The sequence below is a fragment of the Pseudomonas sp. XP1 genome, assembly GCF_053557675.1.
The window spans coordinates 45560-68341 of the sequence record NZ_JBNRIJ010000019.1; the positions used below are offsets into that span (position 1 = coordinate 45560).

24 protein-coding genes and 1 pseudogene are annotated in these 22782 nt (G+C 62.9%); 16 read left to right on the forward strand and 9 right to left on the reverse strand.

The window, feature by feature from the left end; translation table 11 throughout:
• The coding region (locus tag ACK1U9_RS17085; protein ID WP_449110053.1) for an MlaA family lipoprotein at positions 1-763 on the reverse strand (763 nt) is incomplete at its 3' end.
• A complete protein-coding gene (locus tag ACK1U9_RS17090; protein WP_046616718.1) occupies positions 756-2054 on the reverse strand; it encodes a serine/threonine protein kinase in 1299 nt (432 codons plus the stop codon). The genes ACK1U9_RS17085 and ACK1U9_RS17090, both read right to left, overlap by 8 nt.
• A gap of 190 nt (positions 2055-2244) precedes the next feature.
• Between ACK1U9_RS17090 and ACK1U9_RS17095 the strand changes: the two genes are divergently transcribed.
• The gene (locus ACK1U9_RS17095; RefSeq protein ID WP_108481467.1) at positions 2245-2607 is read left to right on the forward strand and encodes a hypothetical protein; all 363 of its coding nucleotides are present in this window, start codon (positions 2245-2247) and stop codon (positions 2605-2607) included.
• Positions 2608-2740: 133 nt separating this feature from the next.
• Here ACK1U9_RS17095 and ACK1U9_RS17100 read toward each other — a convergent pair whose 3' ends face one another.
• Positions 2741-4306: a glycoside hydrolase family 17 protein gene (locus ACK1U9_RS17100; protein WP_449110054.1), complete on the reverse strand. Its 1566-nt coding sequence runs from the start codon at positions 4304-4306 to the stop codon at positions 2741-2743.
• 197 nt (positions 4307-4503) lie between these two features.
• Here ACK1U9_RS17100 and ACK1U9_RS17105 point away from each other — a divergent pair, with 197 nt between their 5' ends.
• The 9 genes from ACK1U9_RS17105 to ACK1U9_RS17145 all read left to right on the forward strand — a co-directional run bounded on the left by ACK1U9_RS17105 (position 4504) and on the right by ACK1U9_RS17145 (position 13872).
• Complete coding sequence (locus ACK1U9_RS17105; RefSeq protein WP_046616715.1) at positions 4504-5364, forward strand: glycine betaine ABC transporter substrate-binding protein; 861 nt, start codon at positions 4504-4506, stop codon at positions 5362-5364.
• Between the two features lie 242 nt (positions 5365-5606).
• Complete coding sequence (locus ACK1U9_RS17110; RefSeq protein WP_003260090.1) at positions 5607-5918, forward strand: DUF485 domain-containing protein; 312 nt, start codon at positions 5607-5609, stop codon at positions 5916-5918.
• On the forward strand, positions 5915-7579 hold the full coding sequence (locus tag ACK1U9_RS17115) for a cation acetate symporter (protein ID WP_013971432.1): 1665 nt from the start codon (positions 5915-5917) through the stop codon (positions 7577-7579). The genes ACK1U9_RS17110 and ACK1U9_RS17115 overlap by 4 nt, the downstream gene beginning before the upstream one ends.
• Before the next feature lie 239 nt (positions 7580-7818).
• Positions 7819-8316 carry a hypothetical protein gene (locus tag ACK1U9_RS17120; protein ID WP_085601788.1) on the forward strand — a complete coding sequence of 166 codons (498 nt, stop codon included), beginning with the start codon at positions 7819-7821 and terminating at the stop codon, positions 8314-8316.
• 17 nt (positions 8317-8333) lie between these two features.
• Positions 8334-8837: a CS1 type fimbrial major subunit gene (locus ACK1U9_RS17125; RefSeq protein WP_135001718.1), complete on the forward strand. Its 504-nt coding sequence runs from the start codon at positions 8334-8336 to the stop codon at positions 8835-8837.
• Between the two features lie 53 nt (positions 8838-8890).
• On the forward strand, positions 8891-9373 hold the full coding sequence (locus tag ACK1U9_RS17130; RefSeq protein ID WP_158090609.1) for a CS1 type fimbrial major subunit: 483 nt from the start codon (positions 8891-8893) through the stop codon (positions 9371-9373).
• A 69-nt stretch (positions 9374-9442) separates the two neighbouring features.
• Positions 9443-11959 (forward strand): TcfC E-set like domain-containing protein, encoded by a 2517-nt coding sequence (locus tag ACK1U9_RS17135; protein ID WP_153671633.1) that lies wholly within the window; start codon positions 9443-9445, stop codon positions 11957-11959.
• Between the two features lie 2 nt (positions 11960-11961).
• Entirely contained in the window at positions 11962-12696 is a 735-nt protein-coding gene (locus ACK1U9_RS17140) for a pilus assembly protein (RefSeq protein WP_085601784.1), read from the forward strand.
• Between the two features lie 12 nt (positions 12697-12708).
• Positions 12709-13872 (forward strand): hypothetical protein, encoded by a 1164-nt coding sequence (locus ACK1U9_RS17145; protein ID WP_085601783.1) that lies wholly within the window; start codon positions 12709-12711, stop codon positions 13870-13872.
• Positions 13873-13888: 16 nt separating this feature from the next.
• Here the strand turns inward: ACK1U9_RS17145 and ACK1U9_RS17150 are convergent, their stop codons facing one another.
• Both ACK1U9_RS17150 and ACK1U9_RS17155 read right to left on the reverse strand, forming a co-directional pair.
• On the reverse strand, positions 13889-14041 hold the full coding sequence (locus tag ACK1U9_RS17150; protein WP_003252624.1) for a DUF3309 family protein: 153 nt from the start codon (positions 14039-14041) through the stop codon (positions 13889-13891).
• Between the two features lie 211 nt (positions 14042-14252).
• Complete coding sequence (locus ACK1U9_RS17155) at positions 14253-14846, reverse strand: nitroreductase family protein (protein ID WP_153671632.1); 594 nt, start codon at positions 14844-14846, stop codon at positions 14253-14255.
• Between the two features lie 143 nt (positions 14847-14989).
• Here ACK1U9_RS17155 and ACK1U9_RS17160 point away from each other — a divergent pair, with 143 nt between their 5' ends.
• Positions 14990-15439: a YcgN family cysteine cluster protein gene (locus tag ACK1U9_RS17160; protein ID WP_284386318.1), complete on the forward strand. Its 450-nt coding sequence runs from the start codon at positions 14990-14992 to the stop codon at positions 15437-15439.
• A 41-nt stretch (positions 15440-15480) separates the two neighbouring features.
• Complete coding sequence (locus tag ACK1U9_RS17165) at positions 15481-16689, forward strand: hypothetical protein (protein ID WP_449110055.1); 1209 nt, start codon at positions 15481-15483, stop codon at positions 16687-16689.
• Positions 16690-16880: 191 nt separating this feature from the next.
• On the opposite strand, the gene ACK1U9_RS17170 is transcribed toward ACK1U9_RS17165, so the two are convergent.
• The 3 genes from ACK1U9_RS17170 to ACK1U9_RS17180 all read right to left on the reverse strand — a co-directional run bounded on the left by ACK1U9_RS17170 (position 16881) and on the right by ACK1U9_RS17180 (position 18195).
• Positions 16881-17219, reverse strand: a complete 339-nt coding sequence (locus tag ACK1U9_RS17170; RefSeq protein ID WP_046616465.1) for a YgaP family membrane protein — start codon at positions 17217-17219, stop codon at positions 16881-16883.
• Between the two features lie 62 nt (positions 17220-17281).
• Positions 17282-17752, reverse strand: a complete 471-nt coding sequence (locus tag ACK1U9_RS17175) for an RNA methyltransferase (RefSeq protein WP_046616464.1) — start codon at positions 17750-17752, stop codon at positions 17282-17284.
• A gap of 71 nt (positions 17753-17823) precedes the next feature.
• Positions 17824-18195 (reverse strand): YajD family HNH nuclease, encoded by a 372-nt coding sequence (locus ACK1U9_RS17180; RefSeq protein ID WP_003259546.1) that lies wholly within the window; start codon positions 18193-18195, stop codon positions 17824-17826.
• Between the two features lie 132 nt (positions 18196-18327).
• On the opposite strand from ACK1U9_RS17180, the gene ACK1U9_RS17185 reads away from it, so the two are divergent.
• On the forward strand, positions 18328-18606 hold the full coding sequence (locus ACK1U9_RS17185; RefSeq protein WP_046616463.1) for a hypothetical protein: 279 nt from the start codon (positions 18328-18330) through the stop codon (positions 18604-18606).
• A 113-nt stretch (positions 18607-18719) separates the two neighbouring features.
• Here the strand turns inward: ACK1U9_RS17185 and ACK1U9_RS17190 are convergent, their stop codons facing one another.
• Positions 18720-20762 (reverse strand): S9 family peptidase, encoded by a 2043-nt coding sequence (locus ACK1U9_RS17190; RefSeq protein WP_046616462.1) that lies wholly within the window; start codon positions 20760-20762, stop codon positions 18720-18722.
• 200 nt (positions 20763-20962) lie between these two features.
• Here ACK1U9_RS17190 and ACK1U9_RS17195 point away from each other — a divergent pair, with 200 nt between their 5' ends.
• The 3 genes and pseudogenes from ACK1U9_RS17195 to ACK1U9_RS17205 form a co-directional block, all read left to right on the forward strand.
• Entirely contained in the window at positions 20963-21469 is a 507-nt protein-coding gene (locus tag ACK1U9_RS17195; protein ID WP_108481473.1) for an MFS transporter, read from the forward strand.
• Between the two features lie 12 nt (positions 21470-21481).
• The gene (locus ACK1U9_RS17200) at positions 21482-22255 is read left to right on the forward strand and encodes a class II glutamine amidotransferase (RefSeq protein WP_013973756.1); all 774 of its coding nucleotides are present in this window, start codon (positions 21482-21484) and stop codon (positions 22253-22255) included.
• Positions 22256-22264: 9 nt separating this feature from the next.
• A pseudogene (locus tag ACK1U9_RS17205) lies at positions 22265-22782 on the forward strand (DUF2937 family protein); the annotation flags it as partial.

The window sequence follows — 22782 nt, forward strand, 5'->3', positions numbered from 1 at the left end:
ACGGCGAGTTGAGCTGGCCATAGCGGAATTTGGTGCTGTAGCGCTTGTCCACCACGCGCAGTACGGAAATTTCCGGGTGGTCGCTGCTGGCTTCGGCCACGTTCAGGTAGTTGATCGCCTGTTCGCCTGCATAATCCACCACCAGCCCGGTGGTATCGCGCAGGTTCGACGGCCCCAGCACCGGCAGCATCAGGTATGGCCCGTCCGGTACGCCATAGAAGCCCAAGGTCTGGCCAAAGTCTTCACTTTGCCGCGGCAGGCCCATCTTGGTCGCCGGGTCCCACAGCCCACCCACGCCGATGATGGTGTTGAACATCAGCCGCGCGGTGATCTCCGCCGAACGCTTGGCCTTCAACTGCAACACGCTGTTGAACAGGTTCGGCACGTCGCCCAGGTTGTTGAAGAAGTTGGTCACCCCGGTGCGCACGAAGCGCGGGGTGACGTACTGGTAGCCGCTTACCATCGGCAGCAGCACCCATTGGTCCAGGCGGTAGTTGAAGTGATAGACGCGCCGGTTGATCGACTCCAGCGGGTCGTACACGTTCAGCGCTTGCAGTGTGGAGCGCTCGAACTCGCGCTGGTCCAGCCCCGGGTTGAATTTCAGCTCTCGCAGCGGGTCGACGAAACCATCGGCCTCGGGTGCCAGTGGTGCTTCGGTGACTTGCGGGTCGGCTTCGATCACGCTGGCCCGAGGGGCGGTTTCGGCGGCCAGGGCCTGGCCGGCGGCGAACAGGGCAGTGGCGAAGAGGAGTTTGTTAACCACGGAAGAACTCCAGCATGGCGTCACTGTTGACGCGGTAATTGAGGTTGCCGCAATGGCCGCCATGGGGGTAAAGGGTCAGGCGCTCACCGAACACCTTGCGTAGGAAGCCGATGTCGCCAGGGCCGAGGATGACGTCGTCGGCGTTGTGCATCACGGCGATCTTGTCGCTGCTGCTCAGGTAGTCCTCCAGCGCATACAGGCTGACCTGGTTGACCAGTTGCAGGATGCTGTTGCCGTCGGTGCGGGCACGCCACATGGGGATGACCTGCTCGGTCATGTAGCAGTCGAAGTCGCACTGCAAGGCACGCTTGAAAAACGGCGTGAGGCTGCTGCCCTCGGTGATAGGGAACTTCGGCGGAATGATCAGGCCGCGGCGGTTGATCAGGTCGGAGGTAAAGGCAATGTCGGCCGCCGAGAAGCGGAACGAGGTTCCGATCAGCATGGCCATCTGCTCGTTGGACAGGTGCTGGCGCGACTGCTGGAAGTCGTACAGCAGGGCTTCATTGAGGTCGATGTAGCCCTTTTCCTGGAAGTAGCGAGTCAGCTTGGCCAGCATCAACTCGTAGAAGGTGGTGCTGCGGTCAATGCCCTTGACCTGGGTCTGCACCAGCTTGTCCAGGTTGTTGATCGAGGTGTACAGGTTGACCGGAGGGTTCAGCAGCAGCACGCGCTTGAAGTTGAAGCTGCGGCGGGTTTCGTCCAGGTGGCTGACAAAGGCAGCGTCGAGTGCGCCCAGACTGTAGCCGGTGAGGTAGAACTCGCTGATAGGCAGGCGTGGGTGCTGGGCGCGTACGGCCTGCATTACCCGGTACATGTCTTCGGCATCCTCCTGGCTGACGCCTGGGGTGGCGAAGCGCGAAGCGGCGCTCATGAAGTCGTAGCTGGTGGGCGAGGACAGCTGCACCACGTGGAAGCCGGCCTGGTAGAACAGCTTTTTCAGGTATTCGTTGATGCTGCTGGTGTAGGGCGCACCGGTGCCGGCGATGATGAAGATCAGCGGCGCCTCGTGGTCCTGGCGAGCCAGGCGGTACTTGAGCTTCTTCACTGCCCAGAAGTTGTCGGGCAGGGTGAACTCACGGTCCGGGCGCAGGTTGAGGCTGTAATCGGACTGGCTGATTTCGTCGTCGTCGGGCAGCGTGGGGCGCTGGTCCGGTGGGGTGGTGGCAATGGTTGCCTCGAACGGGTTGGTCAAGGGGTAGCCATAACTTGCGGCGTCGATATCCCGCGCCGAAGCGGCCACAGCCATGAGCAGGCCGCCGAGCAAAGCAGCGAGGCGCAAAGATCGAAGCATGTAATCCCCCAAAAGAACGCAAGGTCGAGCGGTGTGCAGGCTAGGACCACAACGGGACGGGCAAAGTTGCCAGGCGCGGTGGTCTTTGGTGTGCTTGTTATCTGCAACATAGCTGCAGGGCTGTGATTTTGCCTTACAACTGTGCATAAGCGATCATGGATGCTTTCGATTTCCGCTATTGGAGAACTGGATGTCTCGTTCGCTGCCGGCTGCGCTGCTTGTGCTGTTTCTGGGGCTTTGGCTTGCTGCCAGTTATGGCGTGCGCTACGGGCTGATGGAGGACGGGCAGTGGGTGGGGCTGTGCACGGCGCCGGCGAGGTACTGGCAGTGTGAGGTACGGTCGTTGCTGGGACTGGGCATTCATCATCAGGTGATGGCCTGGGGCGGGCTGGGGCTGGCGCTGCTGGCGCAGTTGGTTGCCGGGCGTGGCGGCTGGTGGCTGGCAGTGGTTGCGTTGGTGTTCGCGGTGCCGGCACTGGTGCTGTATACCGCCAGCATTGCCGTGTTCGCGCTGGTGCTGGCGGGGTTGCGGTTGGTCAGGTCGCCGGAGTAAGGCTGAAAGGGGCCGCTTTGCGGCCCATCGCAGGCAAGCCAGCTCCCACAGGGACCGCGCCGATTTCATAGGCAGCAGAGCTCCTGTGGGAGCTGGCTTGCCTGCGATGGAGCGCGAAGCGGTCCCAAGGATATCAGGCCGGGCGCAGGCGCAAGCTCCGCCACAAGGCCGCGGTCATCAGCACACTGACTACTGCCCACCCCCAGGCCTGCTGGTTCTCCAGCCCCTCCACAAACAACTGCGGCGCCACCCCGGCACCGACGATGAACGCCAGCAACGCCACCTCCGCCCGCCGTGCACGCACCGGCCACAGTGCAAACACCAGCGCCGGCAACGCCAACGCTGCGCTGGGGAAGCTGCGATAGCGTGGGTCGAACACCATCGCCAGCATGCTCACCGCCGCGGCAAAACCCGCCGCCAGCAACAGCCAACCGGCTCGCGCCTGCAGCCAGGCGTACAGGCGCTCGCGCCAGCCCGTGCGCCGTGCCAGGGCCAGCACGGCATGGGCCAGCACAAGAAGGTTCAGCCCCGCCAGCAGCATCGCCCACAGCCATTCCCCGGCAAAGCGCGCATGGGTACGCATCAGCTCGCCCCAAAGCCCCAGACAGCCTGCCCCAAACGCCGCCAGCAACGGCAGCAGCATGGCCGCCCTCGGGGTGGCGGGGCGCCCGGCAAGCATCAGCATCAGCACCATCAGCATGGCACTGGCCAGCAACCACTGCGGCCAGTAAGGCAGGTTGCTCACCGGCCCTTCGAGCACGCCCTTGTCCTGCCGGTCGGCATCGTATAGCCCCCAGTAACCGCCGACCGCCCCTTCATTGGCGCGCTTCCATGGCTGGTCGAACGCCTCGATCAGGTTGTAGTGCCAACCGTTGCTTTCGGCCATGGCCACGAACCCGCGAATGAAGCGCGCCTCATTGACCCGGCTGGGCTCCGCGGTTTCGCGCTGTCGGCCTTCGCTGGGCCAGCCGGTTTCGCCGATAAGGACGTCCTTCGGCGCGAAGCGCGTGCCGAACACCCGGCGCACATCGGCAACGTGGGCCAGGGCTTCGTCAATGCCACGCGGGTCGTCTTCCCAGTAAGGCAGCAGGTGGATAGTCAGAAAATCCACCGCAGGCGCCACTTGCGGGTGCTGCAACCAGAATTCCCACACATCGGCGTAGGTCACCGGCACCTTGACCTGGTTTTTCACCCGGGCAATCAGCGTGGCCAGGTGCGCGCCGGTCACTTCCTTGCGCAGCAGCGTCTCGTTGCCGACGATCACCGCGCTGACCACGTCGGGGTTGGCATTGGCGGTGGCGATCAGCAGTTCGATTTCTTTCTCGGTGTCGGCCGGGTGGGCGTTGACCCAGGCACCCAGCATCACCTTCAGGCCATGCTTGCGCGCCAGCGCCGGGATTGCCTCAAGACCGGTCTGGGAATAGGTGCGGATGCACTGGAAACGCTCGGCCAGCAATGCCAGGTCGGCGTCCATGCGGGCCGGACGCAGGCGCAACGGCTGGTCGTAGGGCGATTGGTCCTTGTCGAACGGGGTGTACGAGGCGCATTGCAGCTTGTGCGTCGGGCTGGCCGCGTCGGGCAGGTGCACCGGCTTGCCAAGCCCGTACCACAGGCCTCCGAGCCCGAGTATGGAGAGCAGGCATGCAAGCAGGTACAACGGCAGCAGCAGGCGGGTAGAACTGGGCATCGGGCGGTCCATCGTCAGGCGCAAAAGGGTAGATAGTAGCCCGGCGCCAAACCTTTGGCATGCAAGGATCGCGCAGGTCGGCGCAGGCTGATGGCGCTAATGGCATAGTGCTGTCGCATATGGGGCGGCTACAGGTCGTAGCTGGAGCAGGTCGACTATTGTTGCAGGACGATGATGCAAATTCCGAGACCTGACGAGGGGATGCTTTGATGGCTGCTATTACAAGAATGCGACGTTTCCTGGGTGTGGGCACCGCCATGGTACTGGCCATGAGTGCGGCACAGGCAATGGCCAAAGAAGTCAGCATTGGCTACGTGGACGGTTGGGCTGACAGCGTTGCGACCACCAACGTGGCCGCCGAAGTGATCAAGCAGAAGCTCGGCTACGACGTGAAGTTGCAGGCCGTGGCCACCGGGATCATGTGGCAGGGCGTGGCAACCGGCAAGCTCGATGCCATGTTGTCGGCCTGGTTGCCGGTGACCCATGGCGAGTACTGGGCCAAGAACAAGGACAACGTGGTCGACTACGGCCCGAACTTCAAGGACGCCAAGATCGGCCTCATCGTCCCCGAGTACGTCAAGGCAGTGAGCATCGCCGACCTCAAGACCGACGACACCTTCAAGCAGAAAATCGTCGGCATCGACGCCGGCTCCGGCGTGATGCTCAAGACCGACCAGGCCATCAAGGACTACGACCTGACCGGTTACAAGCTGCAGGCCAGCTCTGGCGCGGCGATGACTGCGGAACTGGGCCGTGCCTATGCCAAGCAGCAGTCGATCGCGGTGACCGGCTGGGTACCGCACTGGATGTTCGCCAAGTGGAAACTGAAGTTCCTCGAAGACCCGAAAGGCGTGTATGGCGCTGCGGAAACCGTTAACAGCATCGGCAGCAAGGAACTGGCGACCAAGGCCCCGGAAGTGGCGGAGTTCCTGAAGAAGTTCAGCTGGCAGTCGAAGGACGAGATTGGCGAAGTGATGCTGGCTATCCAGGAAGGCGCCAAGCCTGAAGCGGCGGCCAAGGACTGGGTGGCCAAGCACCCTGACCGCGTGAAGGAGTGGACTGGCAAGTAACAACCTGTCAGGGCCAGTTTTGCTGTCTCGCGGGCACGCCCGCTCCCACAGGATTTTCGCTGCCCTTGAAGCTGGTGCAGTACCTGTGGGAGCGGGCGTGCCCGCGAATGGGCCATCACTTTGTTACGCAATCGGTAAAACACCGTTGCATCTAAGACTAAGGTCGTCTGGTTGGTGTCCGATAGCCGCATAAAGTAAGGGTCGTGGGTTCCACCCCTATCTGTGCTGCTAGGACAAAAACAATGAACGACAGCATTTACCTCTCGATACAAAACAGCCCCCGCTTCAAGGAGCTGGTCACCAAACGCGAACGGTTCGCCTGGATTCTCTCGGCGATCATGCTCGGCCTGTACTGCGCCTTCATCCTCCTGATCGCCTACGGTCCTCAGATCCTGGGCACCAAGCTCAGCCCTGAGTCATCGATTACCTGGGGCATTCCCCTGGGCGTCGGTCTGATCGTCTCGGCATTCGTCCTGACCGCCATCTACGTCCGCCGCGCCAACGGCGAATTCGATGAGCTGAACAAGGCCATCCTGAAGGAGGCGCAACAATGATTCGCCACGCCAAAGCCCTGGCCGTACTGGCCTGCGGAGCCTTCGCACCCGCCGTGTGGGCCGCCGATGCCCTGACCGGCGAGGTGCAGAAGCAACCGCTGAACGTTTCCGCGATCGCCATGTTCGTGGCCTTCGTCGCTTTCACCCTCGGCATCACCTACTGGGCCTCCAAGCGCAACAAGTCGGCGTCGGACTACTACGCCGCCGGTGGCAAGATCACCGGCTTCCAGAACGGCCTGGCAATTGCCGGTGACTACATGTCGGCCGCCTCGTTCCTGGGTATTTCCGCACTCGTGTTCACCTCTGGCTACGACGGCCTGATCTACTCGATCGGCTTCCTGGTCGGCTGGCCGATCATCCTTTTCCTGATCGCCGAACGTCTGCGCAACCTGGGCAAGTACACCTTCGCCGACGTGGCCTCGTACCGCCTCGGGCAGAAGGAAATCCGCACCCTGTCGGCCTCCGGTTCGCTGGTGGTGGTGGCGTTCTACCTGATCGCGCAGATGGTCGGTGCCGGCAAGCTGATCGAGCTGCTGTTCGGCCTGGACTACCACGTGGCCGTGATCCTGGTGGGTATCCTGATGTGCCTGTACGTGCTGTTCGGCGGCATGCTGGCCACCACCTGGGTACAGATCATCAAGGCCGTGCTGCTGCTGTCCGGTGCCAGCTTCATGGCGCTGATGGTGATGAAGCACGTGGGCTTCGACTTCAACACCCTGTTCTCCGAAGCGATCAAGGTGCACGCCAAGGGCGAGGCGATCATGAGCCCGGGCGGCCTGGTCAAGGACCCGATCTCGGCGTTCTCGCTGGGCCTGGCGCTGATGTTCGGTACCGCCGGCCTGCCGCACATCCTGATGCGCTTCTTCACCGTCAGTGACGCCAAGGAAGCGCGCAAGAGCGTGCTGTATGCCACCGGCTTCATCGGCTACTTCTACATCCTCACCTTCATCATCGGCTTTGGCGCCATCCTGCTGGTCAGCACCAACCCGGACTTCAAGGACGCCGCTGGCGCCCTGCTGGGTGGCAACAACATGGCAGCAGTACACCTGGCCAACGCCGTGGGTGGCAGCGTGTTCCTCGGCTTCATCTCGGCTGTTGCCTTCGCCACCATCCTGGCGGTGGTTGCCGGCCTGACCCTGGCTGGTGCCTCAGCGGTGTCCCACGACCTGTACGCCAGTGTATGGCGCAAGGGCAAGGCCAACGACAAGGACGAGATCCGCGTGTCGAAGATCACCACCGTTGCCCTGGGCGTACTGGCGATCGGCCTGGGCATCCTGTTCGAGAAGCAGAACATCGCCTTCATGGTCGGCCTGGCGTTCTCCATCGCGGCCAGCTGCAACTTCCCGGTACTGCTGCTCTCGATGTACTGGAAGAAGCTGACCACTCGCGGTGCCATGATCGGCGGCTGGCTGGGCCTGGTGAGTGCGGTGACACTGATGATCCTCGGCCCGACCATCTGGGTGCAGATCCTCGGCCACGAGAAGCCGATCTACCCGTACGAGTACCCAGCGCTGTTCTCGATGCTGATCGCTTTCGTCGGTATCTGGTTCTTCTCGGTCACCGACAAGTCCAAGGCTGCCGAAGACGAACGTGCGCTGTTCTTCCCGCAGTTCGTGCGTTCGCAGACTGGCCTGGGTGCCAGTGGGGCCGTGTCTCACTAAGCGATATTCAGGCAGCGCAAACTGCCTTGCATGAAAACACCTCGCCTTGGCGGGGTGTTTTTTTTAGGGGGGTGGCGCCCCCTTGCAGGGCGGGCAATCGTCTAGCGAAATTGCCCAGGTTCATTCAGTAAACCCCTACATCAACCACCCCGCATTGGCGCAAATAATTCCTCCGAATTAAAGAATAAACCCTACCGCTACCGAATCCGTGGCGGCTTTCCGGTTTTCAGGAGGACTGCGTGAACATACGAGTTTTGCTGGCGTCTGCGCTGACAGTTGCCAGCAGTTACGCCATCGCGTTGGAGCCCAAGCATTTAGATATTGCGGTCAATGCCGTAGTGGCTGCGCCGGCGTTCGAATACAAGCCAATCGGCGAGTGGGGAAATTCACCGGTAAAGCTGCAATTCAAGAAAGATTCCCAACACTTTCCTCCGGTTAAACATACTGCCTTCCTCAAAAGCCCGAATGGGGCAGTTACCGTCAAATACGCAGGCAAAACCCCAGAGTTCCTGGATGACAACGGCAAGTCGGTTGGCCTGCGCTACATCATGTCGATAAATGGCAAAAAACTTCCGGACGACGGCTCATCTGTTCAGGTACTGCCCGCGGCAGAGGCCGCGGTTGGCAAGGAAGTGGACTTCTACTTCAGGCCCATGACACTGATTAACTGGGTCGCCCGACCGGGTACTTATACCGCACAGGTAGAGCTGGTTTTTGAAACCGAACCACCACTATGAGTCGGGAGACCTTGGCCATGAAGATGTTCAAGCTCGTTGCGCCGCTGTGGGCGATGACATTGACGCCAGCGTTCGCAATGAGCGCTGTCAACCACGATGTGAAGGTCTCGGCCACCGTGACGGCCGCCGAATTTCGGGTAGACCCGATTGGCCACTGGCCGGAAAGAACACGCCTGACCTACATGCCGGAAGCCGACGACTTCCGTGAGTACTCCCGTGATCTGGATATCAGAAGCACGGTGGGAGGCGTCCAGGTCAGGCAAACGGGCAACTTCAGACTCGTTGACGAAAACAATCAGGTCAATGAAGAACTGGATATGTTCGTGGCCGTTTCCGGGCCGCGTGGAGAAGGTGGGCTGGTGCCGGATGACGGCACGCCGCTGGTGTTGATGGAGGAATCAGGCTGGGCTGACTTCAATGTTGCATTGTGGACCGAAAGAGCCATACCGACCGGACAGCGATTGACACCCGGGAGTTACAGCGCAGACCTCAACTTGCTGTTTGAAGTTTTAGCGCCCTGATGCAGTTCTGCAGCGGGCCAGGTGTATTGCAACGTAAAATAGGAGTTATCAAGATGAAAGCACGTTTCATGGCAGTGCCGTTCCTGGCATTTGTCGCAAGTTCGGCATTGGCAATCGAACCTATCAGGAAAGATATTACGGTCGAGGCGGTTGTTCCGGCAGTAGAGTTTACCGTCGAGCCCGATGCCAGTTGGGCGAATAAACCCGTAAAGCTGGACTATCAAGTTGACAAAGAGGCATTCGTACCGTTCAGCAACAAGTTTCACGCCAAAAGCTCCGTAGGCGCAATCGAAGCCAAGTTGCAACAAGCCGCCATTATCAGCAGTGAGAGTGAAACTATTGCGCTGGATGTAAAGGTGGGCAACAAATCGCTGCAACTCAGCCCGGTGGAGGTCATGAGCGACGCAGACGCCAAAGAAGGCAAAGAGCTGCCCATTTCCATCGATGCCATCAAGCCGAATGACGGTTTTGTGGCCGGTACCTACAGCGGCACCGTAAGCATCCTGTTCGAAACTGCCGCACCCAGTGCGCGTTGATACGTAGCACGCAACCGCCTCGGCCCTTCGGTTAACCGAGGGAGCCGGGGCCGGTCCCTGGTTTGAATCATGTTCAATTTGCTTGCAGTCGGCCGACAGGTGTGTCGTCGGCTGGTCTTCTGCGCCTGCCTGTCACCGTTCTACAGCTGGGCGGGTGACAGCGATGCGGCTGTTGTCCTGAGCGCTGTCGAAGGATTGCCAGCCGAATTCGAAGCCCATTTTTTTGATGTGCCGCTGGCCGTGCGCGTAGAGCTGGATGGGCGCTACCTGGGCGATGCCATGGTGATCCTGACCCGCGATAACCGCGTGCAACTGCTGGAATTCACCGATACCCAGGATAGCCATGAGCCTGCGCACCTGCGTAGCCTGTGGCAGGGGTACCTGGCACCCGGGCGCGCGCTCGGCGATTGCCGACATGACTGCCCTGGCGGCCTCAAGACCATGCATTACAGCTTGGCCAACTCTCAGCTGTCGTTGCTGACCCGCAATGCCGAAAAAACCGCGCAAGCGTCCCGTTATCACCGCGTACCCGAGCAGGGCAGCGCGGGCCTTCTGCTGCGCAATCAGCTCAATGTGGTGAACGATGGCAACAGCACCAGCGGGCGCATCAACCTGATGGGGCAGGGCAGCCTGGGTAGCTGGACCGGGCTGGCAGATGCCCAGGTTGACCGTAGCGACGGGCGGCAGGGCAGGGATGCGCACCGTGTGGCGCAGCTGTACGCCGAGCGCCTGCAGGACGAGCACTTCTGGCGGCTTGGGTATGTGATGCCAGAGGCCCAAGGGCTGGTGCGCCAACCCACAATGCTGGGTAACGCCCCCCGTACCACCCTGGGGGTGATGTTCGGCAGCAGCGATAGCCTGTTGGTGGATAACGGCCAGGCCAGTGCCGTGCCCATCCATGTAACTCCCAACCGACCGGGTCTGGTGGAGATTTACCGCAACGGCTCGTTGATCAACAGCCAGCAGGTGCAACCTGGGTTGCAGACGCTGGATACCCGGGTGCTGCCGGGGGGTATCTACGAAGTGCAGGTACGGCTGATCGAAGATGGCCGCGAAACCTCCCGCAGTGAAGCGTTCATATACAAGCCGGCCCAGTGGCAGAACCTCGATAGCCGTTGGCGCTACAACCTGTACCTGGGCCGGCAGGCCAGCGTGCTCGATAACCGGGATGAGCCACAGGCCGACGGCCTGGCGGCCGGTGTCATGAGCAACTATTTGTTGCACCCCAGCGCGGTGCTTGGGTTGTCGGCCCAACAGGTGGAAGGCACCCGCCAATATGGCACCTCGCTGGACTGGGATGCATCCGAGCAACTGAGGCTTTACGGCAACCTCAACCATACCGACGGGCGGGGCAGCGGCTACGACCTGCAGGTGACCCACACCTACGCACGTGGCTCGCTCTTGCTCAGCCATCACCAGCTGTGGCTCGAAAGCCGCCCCTATGCCAGGGGCGAAGCGTCGCGCCTGGAAACGAGCAGCCAGAGCAGCGTCTCGCTCAACCACCGGGTTACCTCACGCAGTTCCGCCACCCTGCGCCTGGAGCATGCCGCCGGCGCGTCCGGCGGCCTGGGCGTCGACCTTGGCTGGGTGTTCCACGGCAAGCTGCTGGGCAGCGACAGCAATTTCCGGCTGTCGCTGTTCGACCGCCCTGAAGCCGGCCGCTACAGAGGGCGGCGTAGCCGTGGGGTCAACCTGAGCGTGAGCATGAGCCTGGCCCTTGCCGACCGGCAGGCGGGCATCGATGTTGGCAGCCGCGCAGGGCGCGACGGCGAAGGTACTGACCGGCACGCCTCGCTCTGGTACCAACAGGACGTAGAGCTTGGCCCCGTGCACAGCCTGGGCGGCGGAGCCATGGTCGACCGCTACGGCACCGGCTTTTCAGCCAACGGCCGGCTGCAAGGCCAGGCCTTCGATGGCGACCTGTATGCGCAGACCTCCACCTACGACAACAAGGCCAGCGGCGGGCTGAACCTCCAGAGCACCCTCGCTATGGGTGGCGGCCAGCTGACGTTGAGCGGGCAGGGCATGGTTGAGCAAGCCGGGTTGATCATCGATGTCGACACCGACCTTGAAGGCGTGGCCCTGGTCGCCAGTGACGAGCATGGTAGCAGCAGCGAGCTGCATGCCGGGCGCAATGTCATCCCGGTGAGCGCATTCAAGGAAGGCCATGTGACGTTCGATTTCGATGCCCGGCAGGCACCCGCAGCGCAAATCCAGCCGACGAGCATGGATTACCACCTCAACCGTGGCGGCGTCGAATACCGCCAGTTGAAAGTGTTGCGGACGGTCACCGTACTAGGCCGCCTGGTCGACGGCCACGGCCAGGCGATTCGTGGCGCACGGGTCATCAATGATGCCGGCCGCTCGGTGAGTGAGGCCGATGGCTATTTCACGGTGGAAATGAACGAGTCCCGGCCAACCCTGGAAGTACAGCTGGCCGGCGCTTTGGCGTGCTTGTTGAACCTGTCCCCCGAACAGCACGTGCGAGAAGACGATGTGCTGATGGTGGGCGACCAGCGTTGCATGCCTCCCCAGGCAGGCCGGGCCGAAGATGCACGGTTTGAATCCATAGATGAACGAGGTTGAGAATGCAGTTATTCAGGTTGCTGACGATATTGGCGCTGCTGCCGCTGACGGCCCAGGCCGGGCCGCAGCTGAATGTGGGTGGGCTTTACGACTACCTCGAAGCGGGCAAGACCACGTTGGCCAAACGTATCTACAACCGCGGTGACAGCACGGCCTTCGTCAAGGTCAGCGTGCTGGAACTGGTGTATGACGGCCAGGGCAAGCCAAGGGAAGTGGAAATCGAGCACCTTCCGCTCGAACAGCGCGGCGTGGTGGCCAGCCCGGCGCGGTTGATCATTCCGGCGCAGGGAATGCAGTCGGTGCGCTTGCTGTACCGCGGCGAGCGCGACAGGGAGCGCTATTTCCGCCTGCGCTTCATCCCTGTGCTGCCGGACAAGGACGACCGTTTCGCACTCAGTGAAACGCAGATCGAGCAGTACCGCGAAACCCTCAGTGCGGGCGTGCAGTTTCTGGCGGGCTACGGCACGTTGCTGTTCACCCGACCGAACGATACCCGCTACCAGACATCCCTGCGCCAGGCTGGCGGGCAACTGAGGGTGGGCAATGAAGGCAATGCGACCGTGTTGCTCGACAACTTCCGCCATTGCCAGGCTGGCGGGCAGGGCTGCAGCGAGCCGGTCAAGCACCACCTGCGCCCTGGGGTCGTGCGTGAGTTTGCCGAGCAGCCAGGGTGGGAGTACCGCTTTGACCTGCATGAGGGGGCAACGCACAAAGCCCTGACGTTCAAGGCCCCCTGAGAGGCGCAGGCGATGAAGCGAACCCTAGTGACCTTGTGGGTCACGTTCGGCCTGCTCGCGGCCCAGGCCGCACAGGCTGCCGATGTCACGCTTGCACTTCGCTACCGCGGTGAAACCCGGCAGTTCGAGAACCTGACGTCTCGGGCCTCCTCGGCCTGCGCCCGCGTTGCTGCATTGTGCGACAAGCCGTTGCAAGGCTTGGTGCAACTGGAGGCCAGCTTTGAAAAGCAGGTTGATGGCGAACAGGCTGACGGCTTCCATTTCGCACGACCGAGCCAGCCGGGTATTCTGTATCTGACCCGCGAAGGGTCGGCAGAGCAGGCCCGCGTGGAAATCGAGATCACCCACATTGGCGGGGTGGTGACGCGAATGGGCGACGGGCCGTCGCTTCCCTTGCAGCCGGGCCTGCAGAGCAGCGGTTGTCAGGCAGTGCTGAACGCCGGGGCAGGGCACCCATTACTTTGGGCGGTACCCGCCAATGGTTGCAGGGTGGGCTTGCCGCCAGGCGATGTTGGCCGTTACCGGGTCAGAAATCTGCTACTGGGCTATCGCTTGAAAATGCCCAATCCGGCAAGCCTTGCCGCCGGCAGGTATCGCGGGCGAATCCAGTATTCACTGGGCCCTGACAGGGATATCGGATTGGGTTCGAACAGGACGGTGACAGCCCTGGATACCGATTCGGTGGCCTTTCATGTCGAACTGGAGGTGTTGCATGACCTGGATGTGCGCTTTGGCGCTGATGCACACCGCGTGGTGCTGGAGCCGCGGCCAGGCTGGGAACGTTACGCAGGGCGCCATGGCCTGCCGGGCAAACTGGAAAAAGACATTCCCTTCACCCTGACCAGCAGCGGCCCATTCAAAGTCTGGGCGACCTGTTCATCATCGGCCAATGTCGGCTGCCCCTTGCAGGCCGCCAATGGTGACCGAACCCCACTGTACCTGGCGGTGAGCCTGTCGGGAGCCTTGCATCGCGGCAGCGCGGTCAACAGGCGGGCACTGTCGCTGGGAGGGGAGCAGCATGCGCTGGCATTCGACCTGCCTGCCGACGGGCCGGGACTCTGCCGGGGCCTGCTGCACTTCCATGTGCTCCCACAAGGCATGTCGGGCGCCGAGCGAATGAAGCCTGGGCAGGTTTATACGGGCGCCGTGACAGTGGTGTTCGATGCAAGCCTGTAGCCGGGCGGTTGGCAGTTCATATCATGCCCAATAACAACAGCACCAACAGGATCACCAGCACCACGCCGATGATGCCGGACGGGCCATAGCCCCAGCTGCGCGAGTGCGGGAAGACCGGTAAGCCACCAATCAGCAGAAGGATCAGGATGATGATGAGGATCGTGGTCATGACGGAGTCCTTGCGTGGTTGAGGGTCAAGGGCCTCGGACTGCTGGCCTCTTGTAAGTAAGGACTGGTGAAATATGCCAAAGATTCCATTTGTGTAGCGCTTGTGCCGGTCTCTTCGCAGCGCAAGGCTGCTCCTACAGGTGTGTGCGGTCTTGCACTACGCTGTGGCAGCAGCCTTGTGCTGCGAAAAGGCCGTTACAGCCAATGAGGGCTCACAGGCTGAAATCACCCTCGGCAGCCAGCTCGCTCAGTGGCTTGCGCGGGCTCGGTACTTCATGCGCCTGCAGGGCTTCGTTCAGGCTGGACTTGTCGCCCAGCTTGCCGATCGCCACCATGGCATGCAGCACGTAACCCTCAGGAACCTTCAACTCCTGACGCGCCAGTTCCTGGTCGAAACCGGCCATGCCATGGGTATGCCAGCCGCTGATGCTGGCTTGCAGGGCCAGGTGCCCCCAGGCGGAGCCGGTGTCGAAGGTGTGCCACAGTGCCGGTCTTTCTTCCGTGGCGCCCGGAGCGGCGTAGGTCGTCTTGGAAATCACCACTACCAGCGCCGAAGCCTGTTGCGCCCAGCTGCGGTTGGCCGGCACCAGCAGGTTCAGATAGCGCTCCCAGTTCGGCGTGTCACGGCGGGCATAGAGGAAGCGCCAAGGTTGCGAGTTGTTCGCCGACGGCGCCCAGCGTGCAGCTTCGAGGAAGCTCAGCAGGGTTTCTTCGCTGATCGGCTCGGCGGTGAAGGCGCGTGGCGACCAGCGGTTGATGAACTGCTCGTTGATGGCGTAATCGGCAATGCGAGGGGTGGCGCTCATGGCGGCTCCTGCAAAAGGACGGGAAACGCGCACGCTACTGCGTCGCGTCGCGACTGACAAGCGGTCTGGCTTTGCCGAAGGCCAGGCTCTAGACTGGCGCCGCCGCGCGCCGTGGCCCCAAGATGAATGCAGGAAACCGTGTCATGATCGCTGAAAACGCGCCGTTCTGGCGGCGCAAGACCCTTGAGCAACTCAGCCCGAAAGAATGGGAGTCGCTGTGTGACGGCTGCGGCCTGTGCTGCCTGCAAAAGCTCGAGGACGAGGACGACAACAGCGTTTATTACACGCGCATCGCTTGCAAACTGCTGGATCTGCACACCTGCCAGTGCAGCGATTACCCAAACCGCTTCGCTCAGGTACCTGACTGCATCCAGCTCACCCCGGGCAAGGCCGACCAGTTCAAGTGGCTGCCGAGCACCTGCGGCTACCGCCTGGTCAGCGAGGGCAAGGACCTGCCGGCCTGGCACCATTTGGTCTGCGGCGATCGCCAACAGGTCCATGAACAGCGCATTTCCCAGTCGGGGCGCATGCTCAGTGAACATGAAGTGCACGAAGACGACTGGGAAGACCACCTGATCTTCCGCGCCAGCTGACCGGCGCGGCCCGCTGCCATGGGGAAACAAGGAGTTTCTGTATGCGTTGCCAGCTGTTGTTGCTGTTAGGCCTGATGGCCAGCTCGCCCGCCTGGGCGAAAAAGGTCGACCTCGACTACCAGGTGCGCCTGTTGCCAGCCAGTGGCCAGGCGGAGGTCCGCCTCACCTTGGCCGAAGGCAGTGCCGTGCGCAGCCTGGACTTCGACCTGGGCAAGGCCGGGGCCTACAGCGGCTTCCAGGCTGATGGCCAATGGCAACTGCAGGGCCAGCGCGGCGTGTGGCAACCGGCGGCCGGCAAGACCAGCCTCAGCTACCGCGTGCAGCTGGACCAGAAACGCGCCAGCGGCGCCTATTCGTCGCGCATCACCCCGCATTGGGCGCTGTTCCTCGGCGACCAGCTGGTACCGCCTGCACGGCTCGACCAGCAGGATGGCACCGAGCTGGTGGCGCGTCTGGCGTTCGACCTGCCCGAGAGCTGGAAGAGCATCGAGACCTCCTGGCCGCGCATCGGCAAGGACAAGTTCCGCATCGACAACGTTTCGCGTCTGTTCGACCGTCCCACCGGCTGGATGCTCGCCGGCGACCTGGGCAGCCGCCGCGCCCGCCTTGGCGAAACCGAGGTGACCGTGGCCGCACCGGTTGGGCAGGGTATGCGGCGCATGGACAACCTGACCATGCTGACTTTTGTCTGGCCGCAATTGCAGGCGGTATTCCCGCGCAACCCGCCGAAGCTGCTGTTGGTCGGTGCCCGCGACGGCATGTGGCGCGGGGCGATGGCCGCGCAGGGCTCGTTGTACCTGCACAGTGCCCGGCCGATGGTCAGCGAGAATGGCAGCAGCCCACTGCTGCGCGAAGTGGTGCAACTGTTTGCGCAGATCCATGGGCGTGATGGCAGTGACTGGCTGGTGGAAAGCCTGACTGACTACTACGCCAGCGAGTTGCTGCGCCGTTCGGGCGGGGTGAGTGATGACCGTTACCAGGCCTGGCAGGCGCGCCTGAGCAAGCAGGGCGCCAAGGTCACCCGCCTCAAAGGCGAGCATGCCACCCCGGCGCAGGTGGCGCGCGGGGTGATGCTGCTGCAGGCGCTGGACAAGGAAATCCGCATCCACACCCAGGCCAAACGCTCGCTGGACGATGTTGCCCGCGGGCTGATGCGTCTGCCCAGCGTCAGCACCGAAGACTTCATACAGATCAGTGAAAACGTACTGGGGCGGCGCTCCGAGGTGTTGCAGAGCAAGGCGTTGCGCTAAGCACCTCTTTCGCCCGTACCGGCCTCTTCGCGGGTGAACCCGCTCCCACAGGTTTATTGTTGCCCTCTTTGATCATACTGGCCCTTTCGCAGCACAAGGCTGCTCCTACAGGTAATGTACTGCCCTCAAGACGGTGCCGTCCCTGTGGGAGCGGGTTTACCCGCGAAAGGGCCGGCACAGGCAGTGCAAAATCAATTGGCCAATGGATCCTTCCCGGTCACCGTCACCCCCCGCGTCGCTGCGTCGGCACTCGCCTTCAATGCCTCCAGCTCCGCCGCGCTGCGCTCGATGTCCGAACGCAAGCGGTGATATTCCTGCCGATGCCGCTGCCACCAGGCCTTGGTTGCACAGTGCCCGCTGAAGCCTCGAGCCAGTGCCAGGCCGCCCACTGCGATCTGCAACAACCCGACCAGGCCGCCGTGGCGCAGCCCCTTGCTGACCATCAGCGCGCCGCCAGCCAGCGAACTGGCGCGCTCCAGGCCATGAACGTTCTTGTCCTGCGATGTCGCTGCCGAATGGATATCAAGCATGGCAAGGTCTCCGTCTGAAGTGTATGCAGGTGACCTGTTGGCCACCGTCATCGTTCAGTCGGCTATTTGAACTTGGGCCCCGAACGGGTATTCAGCCCCTTGGCCATACGGTCATACAGCACCACATTCACCGTCGCTGCCAGGTTCATGCAGCCCTCGGTCGGAATGTAGATGGTCTCTTCGCACCAAGCCCGCACATCGGCACCGAGGCTGCCGTCTTCCGGCCCGAAGATATAGATGGCCCGGTCCGGGTGGGTGTACTCCGGTAATGGCCGCGCACCTTCCACCAACTCCACTGCCACCGGCGTGCAGCCAAGCGGGATGATGCGCTGCAGGTCGTCGATGCCGATCAGTGGGATGTCGTAGTGCACGCGCTTGGTGTCGGTGACGAAGTCACGGGCACGCTCGTAGCGTTTGCCGGTGTAGAACACCGAATTGACGCCGTAGCAACCCGCGGCGCGCATCACCGAGCCGACATTTTCTGCCGACTTGGGGTTGAACAGACCGATGCAGCTGTATCGTTTGTTTGCCACGTACCGGGGCCCTTCGCGAAAAAAGCGCGATTATACGGGCTGCCCGGTAGCAGCGGGGGGCGAATCGATGGTCAGTCTTTCTTCAGCATGCCCGCCAGCCCGGCGAACGGGTTGTGGGTGGCCTTGGCAATGCTCGGGGTGCTGGTGGAGCCTTCGCTGAAGTACTGCTGGTCGGTGTAGCGCGAGTGCTCGTTGTCGTGGCAGTACAGGCACAGCAACTCCCAGTTTGAGCCGTCCTGCGGGTTGTTGTCGTGGTTGTGGTCGCGGTGGTGCACGGTCAGCTCGCTCAGGCGCTTGCCAGAGAACTCGCGGGCGCAGCGGCCGCAGACGTGCGGATACATTTTCAGGGCCTTGTCGCGGTAGCCCATTTCCTTGTCGCGCTTGGCATCGGCCAGGATGCGGTCCAGGCGCGCGGTAGCGGCGGCGGAAGAGGTGGAGCTCATGGTGTTTCCTTTGTTCTGATCTGGCAAATGACGGTTATGCCACTGAGTCTAGCGCGCTTGCGGGGCAGGCGGACAGGCGAAAGCTGTGATTTAGGCGTAGCCTGTAGGAAGGTTCCCGACAGGAGGTTGCTGATGTTTCGCGCGATCCTCGCTGCGCTGTTGTTGGCCGGCCTGCCCATGGCCGAAGCTGCCAGCACGCCACCCCGGCTGAGCACGCCGGTGCCCGGTGCACCGGGTACGCCGACGCCTACGCCATATCCGCAGATTACCCCGAGTACACCGCCCAAGGCCTATGACAGCCAGCCGGGGGCGCCGTTGCTGCCACCGATGCCAGTGCCCGGACCGCCGAAGGACCAGCCATTGCCGGGGTTGCGCCAGGACCCGCCGAAGCAGCCGGTGCAGGATGATTGAATTCAGCCGGCCTGCCCCGGTTTTCTGTGGGAGCGCGCAGGATTCAGGGCATGCGCGGTACCTGTAGGAGCGGCCTTGTGTCGCGAAAGGGGCGCAAAGCGCCCCCAGTTTTCTCAAACGATACCTAGCTCGCCGAACACGAACGCGTATTCCAAAGCCACATCCTTGAGCCCCTGATACCGCCCGCTCATTCCGCCATGCCCAGCCCCCATCTCGGTCTTGAGCAGCAGCAGGTTGTCGTCGGTCTTGCGCGTGCGCAGCCGCGCCACCCATTTGGCCGCTTCCCAGTACTGCACGCGGCTGTCGTTGTAGCCCGCCACCACAAGCATCGCCGGGTAGGCCTGTGCCTTCACGTTCTCGTACGGTGCGTAGGCCTTGATCCGCTCATACACCTCCGGCTCCTCAGGGTTGCCCCATTCGTCGTACTCGGTCACGGTCAGCGGCAGCTCGGGGTCGAGCATGGTGTTGAGCACATCTACGAACGGCACTTCGGCAATCGCACAGCGGAACAGCTCGGGGCGAAGGTTGAGCACCGTGCCGATCAGCAGGCCACCGGCGCTGCCGCCACTGATGGCCAGGCGGTCGGCAGCCGTTACACCCTCGGCGATCAGGTGCTCGGCACAGGCGATGAAATCGCTGAAAGTGTTGTGCTTGTGCTCCTGCTTGCCGGCGCGGTACCAGGCTTCGCCCAGTTCGCCGCCGCCACGCACATGAGCGATGGCAAAGGCCACGCCGCGCTCCAGCAGGCTCAGGCGCGCGTGCGAGAACCACGGGTCGAGGCTTTCGCCATAGGCGCCGTAGCCATACAGGTAAAGCGGCACGGTCTGGCCCAGGTCCTGGCGGCGGCGCACCAGGCTGATCGGCACCCGGGTGCCGTCCGCTGCCGTGGCCCAAAGGCGCTCGCTGACATAGTCATCTGCATCGAACGGCCCCAGCACCGGGGTTTGCTTGAGCACCGCCTGGGCACCACTGGCCAGCTCCAGCTGGCGTACCTGGGCCGGGCGGTTGAGTGCTTCGTAGCGCAGGCGCAGGCATGGGCTGGCGAACTCCAGGCTGTCCTGCACGTAAAGGCTGTAGGCCGCGTCGGGCAGTTCGACGCGGTAGGCCGCCAGGCCCTGTGGGCGCACCTCGATGATCGGCAGGCCGCCTTCGCGCAGGCTCAGGGTCAGCGCGCCGGCATTCAGGCTCAGGCCTTCGAGCATGATCGCGTCGCGGTGCGCTACCAGCACCTGCCATTGCTCCCGGCTGGGCACTGGTGCGACCGGGGCGTGGTACAGGGCGAAGTTGATGCCGTCCTGGTTGGTGCGAATGAACCAGCGCCACTGGCCGTCGAGCTGGCCGTGGTCGGGGAAATATTCGTGACCTTCGACGCGTGGCGCCAGGCAGGTGAACGGAGCCTGCGGGGTTTCCGCGTCCAGCACCCAGGCTTCGCTGGTGGTCTTGCTGTTGAGCAGCAGCACCAGCTGGCGTTCGGAACTGGTGCGGTAGCAGTGCAGGAAGAAGCGCCCGTCGGGCTCCTCGAACACGGTCTGCGCGCCTTCGTTGCCCAGGGTGTGACGACGCAGGCGCCATGGGCGATGGGTGTCGTCCAGTTCGGCGAAGAACAGGGTCTGGCTGTCGTTGGCCCAGGTCAGGCTGCCATCACAATCGTCGAAGGGCAGGGTAGTGACGCTGCCACTGGCCAGGTCCTTCACATACAGGGTGAAGATTTCGTCGCCGCTGGTGTCCAGGCTGTAGGCCAGCAGGCGGTGGTCGGGGCTGACGTTGAACGCGCCAAGGGACAGGAAACCGCCATTGGCCAGGGCGTTGGGGTCGAGCAGCAGTTGTTCCTGGCTTTCATCGACCGTGTTGGAGTCGTCGGCCGGGCGCGGGCAGCGGTAGTGGCGCGGGTACTCGTCGCCCGCGGTGGTACGGGTGTAGTACAGGTAGGGGCCCCAGGGCGTCGGCAGCGACAGGTCGGTTTCCAGGATGCGGCCCTTGATCTCTTCGAACAGTTGTTCGCGCAGTGGCGCCTGGTTGGCCAGGCAGGCTTCCTGGTAGGCGTTCTCGGCTTGCAGGTAGGCAAGCACCTCGGGGGTGTCACGCTGTTGCATCCAGGCGTACGGGTCGGCGGTGTGGCCGACGTGGGCAATCGGGGGTTGGGGCTTGGTTTGCATTGAAGATCTCATGTTTGGGGTCGCCTGCACCGGCCTCTTCGCGGGTAAACCCGCTCCCACAGGATCACGGCAGACTTCGAGCCATGCGCATTACCTGTGGGAGCGGGTTCACCCGCGAAAAGGCCGGGACAGGCAAACACTGTCTGCGCCCGGAAAAGTGTTTATCATAGGCATCTCTTTGCCTGGCTTGCACGAACACCATGACCGAGAACGACTACACCCTCGCCTGGGGCCTTTATGCCGTTGCCGCCCTGGGCTGCCTGATGGTGGGCTTCAAGCTCACCGGCTGGATGTGGCGCTGGCTGCGCGAACCGCTGCGGGTGGTGCTGGCAGTGCTGCTGTTGACCCCGACCATCGTCGACCCGGTCAAGGACAGTTTCGCCCCGGCCATTGCCATCACCGCCCTTGATGTCGCCTTCAAGGTTGGCAACAACGCCTGGCGCGCAGTGTCCGACTTCGCCATGTACGGCATGGGGGCCTTTTCCCTGTATTTCCTTTTCGTACTGGTGCGCTTGCCGCTGGAAAAGCGCGCCCGCGAGCGCCGCGCGCGGGCGGAGGCCGCTGCCCAGCGCCAGGCTGCCGAAGATGACCAGCTCGGCGCCCAGGCACCCTTGGCCGCCGAGCGCCGCGACCGTTACCGAGACGCGCCACCTCCAGCCGCCTCTGCCACCCTCCGTGGCGGCGGCCGGGTCGAGCCCCGTCTGTAAGCGGAGACATCTATGTGCGAACTGCTGGGCATGAGTGCCAACGTCCCTACCGACATCGTCTTCAGCTTCACCGGCCTGATGCAGCGCGGTGGCCGCACCGGCCCGCACCGTGACGGCTGGGGCATCGGCTTCTACGAAGGCCGTGGCCTGCGCCTGTTCCAGGACCCGGCCGCGAGCAGCGAGTCGGAAGTGGCCAACCTGGTGCAGCGCTACCCGATCAAGAGTGAAGTGGTCATCGGCCATATCCGCCAGGCCAACGTCGGCAAGGTATGCCTGTCCAACACCCACCCCTTCGTGCGGGAAATGTGGGGCCGCAACTGGTGCTTCGCGCACAACGGCCAGCTGGGCGACTTCAAGGGCCAGGCCAGTTTCTACCGGCCGGTGGGCGACACCGACAGCGAGGCGGCCTTCTGTGACCTGCTCAACCGCATCCGCAGCGCCTTCCCAGAGCCTGTGCCCGTGGAACAGCTGCTGCCGGTGCTGGTCGAAGCCTGTGCCGGCTACCGTGGCCAGGGCGTGTTCAACTGCATGCTCAGCGACGGCGACTGGCTGTTCTGCTTCTGTTCGACCAAGCTGGTGCACATTACCCGCCGGGCACCCTTTGGTGCGGCGCGCTTGAAGGATGTCGACCTGATCGTCGATTTTCACACCGAAACTACCCCCAACGACGTGGTCACGGTGATCGCCACCGAGGCCTTGACCGAGAACGAGACCTGGCAGCGCTACGAGCCGGGTCAGTGGGCCCTGTGGCGGCACGGCGAGTGCGTGGCGCACGGCCAGAGCTAAGGACGCGGCATGTTCAGAAGTTACCTGCGGTTGCTGCTGTTCACCTTCGGCCTGCTGGCCGGTATCCAGGTCCCGGGGCTGGTGAAGGACTACAGCCAGCGGGTCGAGGCGCACCTGTTCGAGTCACGCGAAGCGCTCGACGGCTTCCGGCAGACCGCCGAACGCTTCTTCAATGGCGACCTGCAGGCGCTGCTGCGGCATTAACGCAGCAGCCACGACCCGGTGTTCAACAGTGATGCCAACAGCATCGAAAGCCTGATGATCCGCAACGAACTGCTGGAAAACGAATGGCAGGCGCTGCAAGCGCCATGGGCGCAGCGTACCTGGCACGTGCTGGTGCAGGCCGACCCGCAGTTGCGCGAAGAAACCCTCAATGGCTACAGCTACCAGATCCTGCTGGCGCCCGAGGCGGTTGCCTGGGGGCTTGGTGCAGGTTTTGTGCTGGCCTTCGTGGTCGAAAGCCTGTTGCTGGGGATTGGCTGGGTGATCCTGGGCGGGCGGCGCGGGGCGGTGAAAGAGAGCTGGCG